The sequence below is a fragment of the Acinetobacter calcoaceticus genome (genome assembly GCF_900520355.1).
Lineage (GTDB): Bacteria > Pseudomonadota > Gammaproteobacteria > Pseudomonadales > Moraxellaceae > Acinetobacter > Acinetobacter calcoaceticus_C.
The window spans coordinates 1,817,013-1,830,676 of the sequence record NZ_LS999521.1 but is presented as its reverse complement, the minus strand read 5'-3'; the positions used below and the strand labels follow the sequence as shown (position 1 = coordinate 1,830,676).

The window sequence follows — 13,664 nt, the reverse complement described above, 5'->3', positions numbered from 1 at the left end:
GGAAATTTGTATGAAAAACAAACAAGTTCTTCGTTCAGCAGCCTGGTTCGGTACAACGGATAAAAATGGCTTTATGTATCGTAGTTGGATGAAGAATCAGGGAATTCCTGACCATGAGTTTCAAGGTAAACCGATCATTGGAATTTGTAATACATGGTCTGAACTCACACCCTGTAATGCACATTTTCGAAAAATTGCCGAACATGTAAAAAAAGGGATTTTGGAAGCAGGCGGTTACCCTGTGGAGTTCCCAGTGTTTTCAAATGGTGAATCAAATTTGCGTCCAACCGCTATGTTCACGCGGAACTTGGCCAGCATGGATGTTGAAGAAGCCATTCGTGGCAACCCTATTGATGGCGTCGTGCTACTTACGGGCTGTGATAAAACGACACCTGCATTATTAATGGGTGCTGCAAGCTGTGATATTCCAGCCATTGTGGTGACTGGTGGGCCGATGCTTAACGGTAAACACAAAGGTAAAGACATTGGTGCGGGTACCATCGTTTGGCAAATGCATGAAGAATTAAAAGCGGGCAAAATTGATTTAAATGAATTTCTATCTGCCGAGTCTGGCATGTCACGCTCAGCTGGTACATGTAATACCATGGGCACAGCCTCTACAATGGCGTGTATGGCTGAAGCCCTAGGCACTTCTTTACCGCACAATGCAGCTATTCCAGCAGTTGATTCTCGGCGTTATGTATTAGCTCACCTATCGGGTATGCGTATTGTCGACATGGTGCATGAAGATTTACGTCTATCTAAAATTCTAACCAAAGAAGCTTTTGAAAATGCCATTAAAGTCAATGCTGCAATTGGTGGTTCTACCAATGCGGTTATTCACTTAAAAGCAATTGCCGGCCGTATTGGGGTCGATTTACAACTCGATGACTGGAACCGTGTCGGCCGTGGCATGCCTACCATTGTTGACTTACAGCCTTCTGGCCGTTTTTTAATGGAAGAATTTTATTATAGTGGTGGTTTACCTGCCGTAATTCGTCGTATGGGCGAAGCGAATTTATTACCGCATCCACAAGCGTTAACCGTAAATGGTCAAGCCATTTGGGAAAATTGCCAGCAGTCACCTATTTATAACGATGAAGTCATTCGAAAAATAGATAATCCAATTCGACAAGATGGCGGCATGTGTATTTTACGCGGTAATTTAGCCCCTAAAGGTGCAGTGCTTAAACCGTCTGCTGCAACACCTGAACTGATGAAACACCGCGGTCGTGCAGTCGTATTTGAAAACTTCGATGACTATAAAGCCCGCATTAACGATCCGGACCTTGATGTCGATGAAACATGTATTCTTGTCATGAAAAATGCTGGTCCTAAAGGATATCCTGGGATGGCCGAAGTTGGAAATATGGGGCTACCACCAAAGGTATTAGCTAAAGGCATTACCGATATGGTCCGTATTTCCGATGCACGTATGAGTGGTACAGCATACGGCACCGTAGTTTTACATGTTGCACCCGAAGCAATGGCTGGTGGACCTTTAGCCGCAGTTCAAAATGGTGACTTCATCAAACTCGATGCCTATGAAGGAAAACTTCACCTAGAAGTGAGTGATGAAGAGCTTAAACAACGTCTTGAGAGTTTAGTGCCTCCTGCTGCTCCAAGTTTTATTGGTGGCTACCGCAAACTCTATGTAGAACATGTCTTACAAGCAGATGAAGGTTGTGATTTTGATTTCTTGGTTGGCTGCCGCGGTTCAGAAGTTCCACGCCATTCTCACTAAATTTATTTCTATAAAAAGATGACCTTGTTAAAAGACAAGGTCATCTATACCATAGGATATTCAACGTGTCGTAATAGTAAAATATGAGTAAAGCTGACTATAAAAATCCTATTCCTAGCAAAAGCCAACATGCATTAATTGTTCAACAACTCGGGCTAAAAATTGTTTCTGGAGAAATTTTGGAAAATGAAAAGCTGCCAAGTGAAGTTGATTTGTGTGAGGAATACAAAGTCAGCCGACCTGTTTTTCGTGAGGCGATACGTGTTTTAAATGCCAAGGGTTTAACTTACTCAAGGCCTAAAATTGGTACCGTTGTTAGACCTAAAGATGAATGGCATTTACTCGACCCAGATGTACTTTTTTGGCTAATTCAAACCACTCCTGAACATGAGTTTTTTAAGACTCTCTCTACCGTACGACGAGTTCTTGAACCAGAGTTAGCTTATATTGCAGCAAGCACAGCCACCGATGAAGATATTCAACGTATTAAACATGCCTATGAAGGTATGAAAAAAGCTGTAACGGTGGAAGAATTTATAGAGCCAGATATTCAATTTCATCTGGCGATTGCCAAAGCAACACATAATGAACTATTGGCCTATATGTCAAAAATGCTGGTTTTACCCTTACAGCAATCTATTCAGGTCACCAGTCTACGCCCCAATTTACAAGGTCATTCATTGCCAAGGCATAAAGCAATTTTGACAGCAATTGAAAATAAAGATCCATTATCAGCACGCCATGCCTCTCTCGTTCAATTAGACGATACTAAAATGGCTTACGATTTAATCAAAAAATAATTTTTATACATCTTAATTATTTAGCACCTGATTATCCCAAGACAAAGTAATCAGGTGTTTTTTATATTTTGAAATTAGAAAACCTTTTTCACTGATACCGTAAATATTGAGTCAATCGGATTCGAAATAGGTGCATCTGGCTCACCATTCGTATAATTTTTATAGTACCCATCCTTATCCCAAGCTTTGGTGTAGGCTAATCCTGTATTCCAACCGTCACCTAAATCTTTAATAAGCTCGACTTTAACATCCTGAAAATTAGCTTCTGAGAAATTTTTAATTCTTTCATAGCCATAATGGGCACCAAAAGTCCAAGTTTCATTTATTGGCTGCGTAAAAGTTAAATCCAGATATGTTGTTCCTCTTGAGCGTTTACCTTCTGGCCCACCCATCGTATTTGAGTTATAGCCTGCATAATCTGGCGTGTAAGTAATGAAGTATTTAAGCGTTAAAGGTCCATAACCAATTTGCGGCACAATTTCGCCATAGTTATAACTGGTATTACCCGTTTCAGGTGTGCTTTCAGCTCCCGGATAGTAGTAATAAAAAACCGTCATGCCAGCCGAAAACTTATCAAAAGTTTTTAAGTAACCGGCATAAACGTCCCACTCAACTGAAGCATCTCGAAGATACTTTGAACTCACATTTGATGCCCAAGTACCCACAAATAATCCATTCGGATTTGCATAATCTAAACCAATCTGTAAAGCTGGTTTACCCCATGTTTGTTGGAAACCACGTGATATATATTGACTCGCGAAAGTTACATTTGCACTGTATGGAGAAATTTGTTCTTGTTCATTTAATTGTTCAGCATGTACAACACCAGTAGACATAATGAGAGAAGCTAGTCCTAAAATTTTTCTCATTCAATAATTCCTTTTACATATTACCTATAGGTTTAAAGTTTTAAAATAACATGAAAATTCAATTTTAATCGTATTAAAAATTTATAAATTCAAATTTCTAGACACTTCTTCTTGGCTATAGATCTCTTCAATACAATCTAAAATTTTAGGAATATACGAACTTTGATCCATGTTTCGCATAGATAGAGAAATCGGACTATAAGCTTCTAAGTCTAAGATATTTAAGTAAGTTAAATTCTTCATTCCAATGTCACAGGCACTTTCTGGAATAATACAAATCCCTTCTCCGGACGCCACGAGTCCCAATGCCATATGAATTTCTCGCACTTCGGTGAATTTAGCTGGAATTAAACCTAACTTGGTAAATAAAGCTTGAATGGTGGTGGAAAAGTTCGGCTTAGGCGTAGTTGGATAAGAAAAAATCGTCTCATTAATAATTTGAGATAAATAAATTCCCGAATCTTGAAATTCACTTAAAGGATGTTTTTTATGAATAGCTAATTTTAATTTTTCTTTTCTAAGTAGAAGTCTTTTAATGGCTGGATCACTAATGGGTAATCGACCAAAACCTAAATCGATTTTCCCTAATTTTAAAGCTTCAACCTGATCTCGTGTTCCGCACTCAATCAGTTCAACATGAATGTCAGGATTTTTTTGTCTAAATAAATAAATGATTTGTGGTAGACGCCCATAAAGCAGTGAGCTGACATAACCTACTTTGACAATGTTATCGACCAGCTTCATTTTTTTAGCCATAGAAGCCGCTTGAGCGGTATGCGTTAAGATTTGTACCGCATGTTGGTAAAAAAACAGGCCTGCTTCTGTCGCTTTTAATGGACGTGAACCTTTCACAAACAAATCAATCCCTAACTCTTCCTCTAGTTTTTTGATTTGACGTGTTAAAGGTGGCTGGGCAATAAAAAGCTTCTCAGCCGCTTTTGTCAGGCTTTGCTCTTCAACAACGGTAACAAAATAACGTAGATGTCTTAATTCCATTAATATACCTTTTTAGTATCTTAAAATACCGTTCTATATCTATTTTAGGCTATTACATTCTTCTATGGTATGTAAATAAGTTTGAAATAGTTGAAACTTCATGTATAGAACCATAGAAACCATACTTGTGGATATTCCAACTATCCGTCCTCACCAGTTGTCTGTAACCACAATGCGTACTCAGACTTTGGTGCTCGTTAAAATTACGACTACGGATGGTATTGTCGGTTGGGGTGAAGCGACCACCATTGGTGGACTGAACTATGGTGAAGAAAGTCCTGAAAGTGTCAAAGCCAATATTGATACTTACTTTGCACCATTACTCACATCAGTTAAAGATTTAAACGTTGCTCAAACACTAAAACTGATTCGTAAAAATATTAATGGTAACCGCTTTGCGAAATGTGCCATTCAGACTGCCCTACTTGATATTCAGGCAAAACGTTTAGGCGTGCCATTAAGCGAAGTTTTAGGTGGACGTCTACGCAATAGTTTACCTGTACTTTGGACTCTGGCGTCTGGCGACACAGAAAAAGATATTGCTGAAGCACGAAAAATGATTGAGCTAAAACGTCATAACACGTTCAAGCTCAAAATTGGTGCTCGCCCTTTACAGCACGATGTTGACCATGTCATTGCAATTAAAAAAGCACTAGGTGCAGATATTAGTGTACGTGTTGATGTAAATCGTGCATGGTCAGAGCTGGAATGTATTCAAGGTATTCAACAACTGCAAGATGGCGGAATCGACTTAATCGAACAACCTTGTGCTATTCAAAATACTGAAGCACTTGCTCGTTTAACCCACCGTTTTGATGTCGCAATCATGGCTGATGAAGCTTTAACTGGACCAGACAGTGCGTACCGTATTTCAAAAAATCATGGTGCAGATGTATTTGCAGTAAAAATTGAGCAATCTGGCGGTCTAATTGAAGCATGTGAAGTTGCCAAAATTGCAGGTTTGGCTGGAATCGACCTTTATGGCGGCACCATGCTCGAAGGTCCCGTAGGCAGTATTGCTTCCGCTCATGCATTTGCAACTTTTGAAACATTAGCATTCGGTACCGAATTATTTGGCCCGTTATTACTGACCGAAGAAATTTTAAAAGAACCTTTACGCTACGAGAACTTTGAATTGCACTTGCCAACAGCTCCAGGCCTAGGCATTGAAATTGATGAAAACAAAGTTGAGAAGTTACGTCGCTAAGGCAACAGGATAAGGAGTTTCCCATGTTATTTCATGTACGTATGGATGTGCATATTCCACTTGATATGCCAGCCGACAAAGCAAATGAAATTAAGGCCGTTGAAAAAGCCTATTCGCAAGACTTACAACGTCAAGGTAAATGGCGTCACATCTGGCGAGTTACAGGTCAGTACTCAAACATCAGTATTTTTGATGTAGAGAGCAATGAGGAATTGCACAATATTTTACAGGGATTACCCCTCTATCCTTACATGAACATCGAAGTCATGGCACTTAATCGCCACCCTTCTTCTGTTCGTGATGATGATTCGTAAATCAAAAAGAATTTTTAAATGTGATTTCTGAAGTCCATTTAAAAACTAAATATATTGATTCAGAAGGTAACAAGGAATGTGGCAGTCATTATTCGCTAGCAAAACAAATTGCCCGCAACACTGCCACCCAAAACCGTATTGCATACTTAAGGAGTTTTAGTATGAACCGTCAACAAATTGATGCGCTTGTAAAACAAATGAATATCGACACAGCTAAAGGCCAAGTCGATGCACGTGTTCAGCAAATTGTAGTGCGCCTTCTCGGGGATTTATTTCAAGCCATCGAAGATTTAGATATCCAACCGTCAGAAGTGTGGAAAGGTTTGGAATATTTCACAGATGCAGGCCAAGCCAATGAACTTGGACTGTTGGCAGCGGGTCTAGGTCTTGAGCATTACCTTGATTTACGTGCTGATGAAGCCGATGCCAAAGCAGGCGTTGCTGGTGGTACACCTCGTACCATCGAAGGCCCACTTTATGTAGCTGGTGCGCCTGAAACTGTTGGTTTTGCACGTATGGATGATGGTACTGAAACAGGCAAAATTGATACCTTAATTATTGAAGGTACTGTGACAGATACCGATGGCAAAATCATTGAAAATGCAAAAGTTGAAATATGGCATGCCAACAGCTTGGGTAATTACTCATTCTTTGACAAGTCTCAATCTGACTTTAACTTACGTCGTAGTATTTTGACTGATGCTGATGGTAAATATGTTGCTCTAACGACTATGCCTGTTGGTTATGGTTGCCCTCCAGAAGGAACCACCCAAGCGCTTCTTAACAAGTTAGGTCGTCATGGTAACCGTCCATCTCACGTTCATTACTTCGTTTCTGCACCGGGTTTCCGCAAGCTTACAACTCAATTCAACATTGAGGGTGATGAGTATTTATGGGACGACTTTGCTTTTGCAACCCGTGATGGCTTAGTTGCAACAGCAGTTGATGTAACTGACCCAGTTGAAATTCAACGTCGTGGTTTAGATCACGCTTTCAAACACATCACATTCAACATCGAACTTGTGAAAGATGCCGCTGCTGCACCTTCTACTGAAGTTGAACGCCGTCGCGCTAGTGCTTAATAATCTAAGTCAGATGGATTAAAAGTTCGCTTTTAATCTATCTTTTGGAAGCTTTATTTATGACCACCCCTAAGAATTTCGAATAAATTTTTAGCGGTAGTCATAAATAATCTACACCCTTACCCCACGTTTTAAGGTTTTTCACATGATTGACAAAAGTAAGTCCTCACTTACCGAGGTTCTGTCGCAAATTAAAGATGGTGCCACCATCCTGATTGGTGGTTTTGGTACCGCAGGACAACCCGCTGAACTCATTGATGGACTAATTGAACTGGGTATTAAGGACCTGACCATTGTCAGCAACAATGCCGGTAATGGCGATTATGGTCTGGCTAAACTGCTGAAAGCCGGTTCAGTTAAAAAAGTCATCTGTTCTTTTCCTCGTCAGTCAGACTCTTATGTGTTTGATGAGCTGTACCGTGCCAGAAAAGTAGAGCTTGAAGTCGTACCACAAGGTAATCTGGCGTGTCGTATTCAGGCAGCGGGTATGGGATTAGGTGCCGTGTTTACCCCAACAGGCTTTGGAACACTTTTGGCTGAAGGCAAAGAAACACGCGAGATTGATGGTAAAGACTACGTACTTGAATATCCGATCAAAGCTGATTTTGCCTTGATTAAAGCTTACAAGGGCGACCGTTGGGGTAATCTGGTTTACCGTAAATCTGCGCGTAACTTTGGCCCGATTATGGCTATGGCTGCTGATGTCACCATTGTTCAAGTCTCTGAGGTAGTAGAGTTAGGTGGATTAGATCCAGAGCACATCATTACCCCAGGCATCTTTGTACAGCATGTTGTTCAAGTCGCGCAAGCACAGTAAGCAATAAGGAGAAATAACATGAGCTACCAGAAACTCAGCCGTGACCAGATTGCAAAACGTGTGGCACAAGACATTCCCGATGGGGCCTATGTAAACCTAGGCATTGGTTTGCCAACCAAGATCGCAAGCTATTTACCTAATGACAAAGATATTTTCCTTCATTCTGAAAATGGTTTATTGGCTTTTGGCCCACCACCAGTGGCGGGTGAAGAAGACCCCGAACTGATTAATGCGGGTAAAGAGTTTGTGACCATGCTAGAAGGTGGTAGCTTTTTTCATCACGGTGACTCATTTGCCATGATGCGTGGTGGTCACCTTGATATTGCAGTGCTGGGTGCATTTCAGGTTGCAGCGAATGGTGACTTGGCGAACTGGCACACGGGTGCACCGGATGCGATTCCTGCTGTTGGTGGTGCGATGGATTTGGCAGTAGGTGCCAAGAAAGTATTTATCACCACAGATCATGTAACCAAGCAAGGTGAACCGAAGATTGTGGCTGAGCTAACTTATCCAGTAACGGGTAAACGCTGTGTTGACCGTATTTACACCGACCTTTGTGTGATTGATGTGACTAGTGAAGGTTTAAAGGTGATTGAGAAAGTGGAAGGCCTCAGCTTTGAAGAGTTACAGGCTTTAACAGGTGCAACTTTGATTGATGCGACACAAGGGTAAAGTTTAAACAGCACTATCTATCGTGACAGGCGACATGGATGTCGCCCGTTGGACAGGGAGGCAAGGAAGCCTCCTCTGTTCAACAAAGGTTTTTGTTACTTTTGACCTTTCAAAAGTAAGGTATCGCTTATGCAACAGACCTAGGGATATCACAGTAAATTACAACCGTGATGTTATTCGTTGATATGAAAATTTATAAATCATCACAACGGAGTCTTATCTGTTTAAGCCAGATGCCACCAGCTAATTCGTATCACTTTTTTAAAAAAGTAACCAAAAACCTTTGTTACTCAGACACAACATCCCTGTTGTGCTGAGTAACGAGGCGACATCCATGTCGCCAACGCGAAATACCTACGGAGAATGGCTCAAAGGCCTGAAGTAAAGGACAAAAGTTAGAATGAAAAACGCTTATATCATTGATGCTATCCGTACCCCATTCGGCCGTTATGCCGGTGGTCTTGCACCTGTCCGTGCCGATGACCTTGGCGCTGTGCCGATTAAAGCTCTCATGCAGCGTAACCCGAATGTAGATTGGGAACAGGTCGATGATGTGATCTATGGATGCGCAAACCAAGCCGGTGAAGACAACCGTAATGTTGGCCGTATGTCAGCTTTACTTGCAGGTTTACCGTATCAGGTGCCGGCAACCACCATTAACCGTTTGTGTGGTTCTTCACTCGATGCCATTGCTATGGCAGCCCGTGCTATTAAGGCAGGTGAAGCGAACTTGGTGATTGCTGGTGGTGTAGAAAGCATGAGCCGTGCACCCTATGTGATGGGTAAGTCAGACAGTGCTTTTGGTCGTAGCCAGAAGATTGAAGACACCACCATGGGCTGGCGTTTCATTAACCCAAAACTTAAAGAATTGTATGGTGTAGACACCATGCCCCAGACTGCCGAAAACGTGGCTGAACAGTTTAACGTGAATCGTGCAGATCAGGACCAGTTTGCCTTGGTGAGCCAACAACGCACCGCAAGCGCGCAAGCCAAAGGCTTTTTTTCTAAAGAAATCGTGGCAGTTGAAATCCCTCAGCGTAAGGGGGATGCTGTTGTGATCGATACCGATGAACATCCACGTGCATCAACTACACTTGAAGCTTTAAGCAAGCTTAAGCCAGTTGTTAAAGCAGATGGTACAGTCACTGCGGGTAATGCTTCGGGCATTAATGATGGTGCAGCAGCATTACTGATTGCTTCAGACGAAGCAGTTCAAGCTTACAACCTAAAACCACGTGCCAAGATCATTGCTTCAACAGCGGTGGGTGTAGAACCTCGCATTATGGGATTTGCTCCAGCACCTGCAATCAAAAAGCTTCTTAAACAAGCCAACCTGACTTTAGATCAGATGGATGTGATTGAGCTCAATGAAGCTTTTGCTGCACAGGCTTTGGCAGTGACTCGTGATTTAGGTTTACCCGATGATTCTGACAAGATCAATCCAAACGGTGGTGCAATTGCTTTGGGTCATCCACTTGGTGCTTCAGGTGCACGTCTAGTGACCACAGCCTTAAACCAGCTTGAGCAAACAGGTGGCCGTTATGCCTTATGTTCAATGTGTATTGGTGTGGGGCAAGGGATTGCACTCATTATTGAACGTGTTGAAGCACATTAAGGAGAAACAAATGCCATCTTTTCAATCTGCCGATGCACAAATTAATTATCAGACCTTTGGTGAACCGTCTTCCCCTGCTTTGGTGTTTTCCAACTCTTTGGGCACCAACTATGGCATGTGGAAAAAACAGTTTAATGAGTTAAAAGATCAATTTTTTGTGATCTGCTATGACACACGTGGTCACGGTTCATCATCTACACCTGACGGCCCATACACTGTCGCGCAATTAGGTGAGGATGTTGTCCGATTACTAGACCACCTGAATATTAGCAAAGCTGCTTTTTGTGGTATTTCTATGGGTGGTTTAACGGGTCAATGGCTTGCAATTCACTATCCAGACCGTTTTAGTCACGTGGTTGTGGCAAATACTGCCGCTAAAATTGGACAAGAACAAGCATGGCTTGACCGTGCAAAATTAGTACGTGAGCAAGGTTTACAACCAATCGCAGCTACAGCAGCTTCGCGATGGTTTACAGATCCCTTTATCCAAAGTCACTCTTCAATTGTCAACAACCTGTGTAACGACTTAAGTGCTGGCAGCGCAATAGGTTATGCCAATTGTTGCGAGGCTTTGGCTAAAGCGGATGTCCGTAAGCAATTAAAAGACATTAAAGTTCCTGTATTAGTGGTTGCTGGAACTCAAGACCCAGTAACAACTGTTGCAGATGGTGAATTCATGCAGCAGCATATTCCCCAATCAAAGCTTGCAGAAATAAACGCCTCTCATATTTCAAATGTAGAACAGCCGAAAGCTTTTAATAAAATTTTAAAGGATTTTTTAGTGAGCTAATTTAGTTTTTATAAAATTCATTCATTTCTAAAAAGGCCAATCATGGCCTTTTTTATTAACTCAAAATAGAAATTTAAATAACTTGTTCGAGAAGGTATAAATATATACCTCAAATGTGATGGAAAATTACATGGATAAATAACAGTATTTTAATTTCATGAACAGGGCTTGTTCATCAGTGACGTGAATCTAAGTTGATTCTTAAATCATTCACTTCTACATCACAATGAAAGTAAGGATATCTAAATTGAACATACTTATGCTGAACTCTCGGCCTCACCCTACACGCCCTTTAATTAAATATGGAACATTACTTTTAGGTGCGTTTTTAGCTGGTTGTAATTCTTCGTCAAATTTAGACCCAACGCCTACACAAAAGCAGATCACGATTAAGCGTGATAACTTTGGTACGCCCCATGTATATGCAAATGATACCTACGGACTTTTCTACGGTTATGGCTATTCGGTAGCGACCGATCGATTATTCCAGATGGAAATGTCAAAACGTACAGGACTAGGCACTGTTGCTGAGGTACTCGGCCCCGACTATCTTCAATTTGATATTGCTACACATAACCGCTTTGACCCAGAAAACATTAAACAGCAACTTGCCGCGCTCTCACCTGAAGATCGAGCAATTTTTGAAGGTTATGCCGCTGGTTTTAATAAACGGTTAAAAGAGGTTTTAGCAGATCCAAATCTTATGCCTAAAGAGTTCACAGATCATGGTTTTAAACCCTCAACGTGGCAAACAGAAGATATTGCTATGGTTTGGGTGGGCTTAATTTTAAATCGCTTCTTTTCGGCAAGTTCTGAAGTCTCAAATTTAGATTTACTCACACAACTACAAAAAGAAAAGGGCCAAGAAGAAGGCCTTAAAGTCTATCAACAATTACGCTGGCTAGATGACCCAAGCGCTCCGACCATTATTCAATCTGCACAAAAACCACAGCTAACAGCGCGCCAACAGCAAATTGTTAAAGACATTAGCCCCATCTCGAATAAAGCAGCAAAAAACTATTTAGCCCAAGCTCGCATTGCTTTAGGTAAAAGTGTGGTAGATGGCGTACCGACTGCAAGTAATGCTTGGGTTTTAAAAGGCGATAAAACCGTTGAAGGCCAAGCAGTTTTATATAATGGCCCCCAACAAGGCTGGTATACACCAGCAATCACCTATAGCATTGGTTTACATGGCGCTGGCTATAATTTGACTGCTATTACTCCAGTTGGATTACCTGCGATTTTATTTGGAACCAATGGAAAAATAGCATGGGGCTCTACCGTAGGTTCGCTCGATACTAACGATGTTTATCAACTCACTTTAAATCCAAGCAATTCAAAAGAATATTTATATAAAGGGAGTTATATTCCATTTGAGCACAAACAAGTAAAAATTAAAGTTAAGAATCAAGCTGACCATGTTTTAGATGTTTATAAGAGTAAACAAGGTTTTGTAAGTACATGGGATGAAAATACCCATACGGCGTACGCACAAAAACGTAGCTGGGAAGGCGTAGAAATTGAAAGCTTATTAGGATGGGCGAATGCCGCGAAGGCCTCTAACTGGGATGAGTTTCTTGCTCAAGCCAAACGTGTCGCTGCATCTATCACTTGGTTCTATGCCGATACTAAAAATAATATTGGTGTTGCTGCTTTAGGCCGCTTACCTATTCGCCCTGAAAACCAGCATATTCAGCTTCCAGCTAAAGGCGATGGTTCAATGGAGTGGCAAGGTTTTTATGACTTCTCACACAACCCTAAAGAATACAATCCGCAAAAAGGTTATGTCACAAGCTGGAATAACAAAGCATATGCTGGCTTACGCTCAGATTCATCAAACTTTTCTTATGTCGATCGGGTCAATGAACTGCTTGAACCTCTAGAAAGTAAACCTAAACTGAGTCAGCAAGAAATTTGGGAAATTAATAAAATGGCAGCATGGTCTGATTTAAATGCACGCTATTTTGTGCCTTATATGATTAAAGCTGCACAAAGTCCTAAAGCATCGCCATTAGCAAAAAAAATAGCTCCTTTACTTGCCAATTGGGACCTTAAATTACGTCCAGACAGCGAAGCAAAATACTATCAAGGTGCAGCACCAGCAATTACACGTGTATGGCTCAATCAAATGATTGAACTGGTACTCAAACCTAATCTTTCAGAGAATATTTATAAGCGTTATACCGATACGCTTTATCCAGTAAATAATGATCCACGGAGTGCACAACCAGCGAGTGCATCGAAATTAGTCTGGAATGCACTGCAAGGAAAACAGGCAAGCGTTCCTCAGAACGTTGATTTCTTAAAAGGACAAACAGCAGATGAGGTTGTGTTAAAAGCTTTAGAAAACGCGCTGACTGAACTTTCAAATCAATATCACTCTACTGACCCGAATGACTGGAAAATTCCGGTCGCAACCATGGGCTTTTCTAGCAAAAATTCGGTAGGTATTCCATGGGCTGATCCATCGTATGAACAACAGCTCAGCACTTATGGAAATACGGGAAGTGCAACCTTCAGAGTGGTTTTAAATCCAAATCAAGTCACGATGTGTTCAATTTTAGCTCCTGGACAAAGTGGCTTTATTAATCAAAATGGAAAACCTGATGCCCACTTTGCTGACCAACTCCCTTTATTTGAAAGTTACAAATGCAAAGATGATGCCGTTAGCCAAAAGCAAATCGACCAATCAACTCAACAAAGCATCACTTTAAACTATTAACTTTTAGTCCAATTTTTATTTTAAAGACAGAGGTTT

The 13,664-nt window shown here is 41.2% G+C and carries 12 protein-coding genes; 10 read left to right on the top strand and 2 right to left on the bottom strand.

The window, feature by feature from the left end; all coding sequences use genetic code 11:
- Positions 1-10: 10 nt before the first annotated feature.
- Together AC2117_RS08770 and AC2117_RS08765 are read left to right on the top strand one after the other, a co-directional pair.
- Positions 11-1,744: an IlvD/Edd family dehydratase gene (locus tag AC2117_RS08770; protein ID WP_133973433.1), complete on the top strand. Its 1,734-nt coding sequence runs from the start codon at positions 11-13 to the stop codon at positions 1,742-1,744.
- Positions 1,745-1,827: 83 nt separating this feature from the next.
- The gene (locus tag AC2117_RS08765; protein ID WP_133973431.1) at positions 1,828-2,544 is read left to right on the top strand and encodes a FadR/GntR family transcriptional regulator; all 717 of its coding nucleotides are present in this window, start codon (positions 1,828-1,830) and stop codon (positions 2,542-2,544) included.
- Positions 2,545-2,618: 74 nt separating this feature from the next.
- Here the strand turns inward: AC2117_RS08765 and AC2117_RS08760 are convergent, their stop codons facing one another.
- Positions 2,619-3,413, bottom strand: coding sequence for a TorF family putative porin (locus AC2117_RS08760; protein ID WP_133973429.1), 795 nt, complete (start codon positions 3,411-3,413; stop codon positions 2,619-2,621).
- 81 nt (positions 3,414-3,494) lie between these two features.
- The gene (locus AC2117_RS08755; RefSeq protein ID WP_075431426.1) at positions 3,495-4,409 is read right to left on the bottom strand and encodes a LysR family transcriptional regulator; all 915 of its coding nucleotides are present in this window, start codon (positions 4,407-4,409) and stop codon (positions 3,495-3,497) included.
- 100 nt (positions 4,410-4,509) lie between these two features.
- Between AC2117_RS08755 and AC2117_RS08750 the strand changes: the two genes are divergently transcribed.
- The 8 genes from AC2117_RS08750 (at position 4,510) to AC2117_RS08715 (ending at position 13,628) form a co-directional block, all read left to right on the top strand.
- Positions 4,510-5,616 (top strand): muconate/chloromuconate family cycloisomerase, encoded by a 1,107-nt coding sequence (locus tag AC2117_RS08750; RefSeq protein WP_133973427.1) that lies wholly within the window; start codon positions 4,510-4,512, stop codon positions 5,614-5,616.
- 23 nt (positions 5,617-5,639) lie between these two features.
- Positions 5,640-5,930, top strand: a complete 291-nt coding sequence (gene catC / locus AC2117_RS08745; protein ID WP_003651954.1) for a muconolactone Delta-isomerase — start codon at positions 5,640-5,642, stop codon at positions 5,928-5,930.
- A gap of 161 nt (positions 5,931-6,091) precedes the next feature.
- Positions 6,092-7,012 carry a catechol 1,2-dioxygenase gene (catA, locus tag AC2117_RS08740; protein ID WP_133973425.1) on the top strand — a complete coding sequence of 307 codons (921 nt, stop codon included), beginning with the start codon at positions 6,092-6,094 and terminating at the stop codon, positions 7,010-7,012.
- A 145-nt stretch (positions 7,013-7,157) separates the two neighbouring features.
- A complete protein-coding gene (locus tag AC2117_RS08735) occupies positions 7,158-7,829 on the top strand; it encodes a 3-oxoacid CoA-transferase subunit A (RefSeq protein ID WP_133973423.1) in 672 nt (223 codons plus the stop codon).
- 18 nt (positions 7,830-7,847) lie between these two features.
- Positions 7,848-8,501: a 3-oxoacid CoA-transferase subunit B gene (locus AC2117_RS08730; RefSeq protein WP_133973421.1), complete on the top strand. Its 654-nt coding sequence runs from the start codon at positions 7,848-7,850 to the stop codon at positions 8,499-8,501.
- Between the two features lie 400 nt (positions 8,502-8,901).
- A complete protein-coding gene (gene pcaF / locus AC2117_RS08725) occupies positions 8,902-10,116 on the top strand; it encodes a 3-oxoadipyl-CoA thiolase (protein ID WP_133973420.1) in 1,215 nt (404 codons plus the stop codon).
- A 10-nt stretch (positions 10,117-10,126) separates the two neighbouring features.
- Positions 10,127-10,906 (top strand): 3-oxoadipate enol-lactonase, encoded by a 780-nt coding sequence (pcaD, locus tag AC2117_RS08720; protein ID WP_133973418.1) that lies wholly within the window; start codon positions 10,127-10,129, stop codon positions 10,904-10,906.
- Positions 10,907-11,165: 259 nt separating this feature from the next.
- Positions 11,166-13,628 (top strand): penicillin acylase family protein, encoded by a 2,463-nt coding sequence (locus AC2117_RS08715; RefSeq protein ID WP_133973416.1) that lies wholly within the window; start codon positions 11,166-11,168, stop codon positions 13,626-13,628.
- The last annotated feature ends 36 nt before the right edge of the window (positions 13,629-13,664 follow it).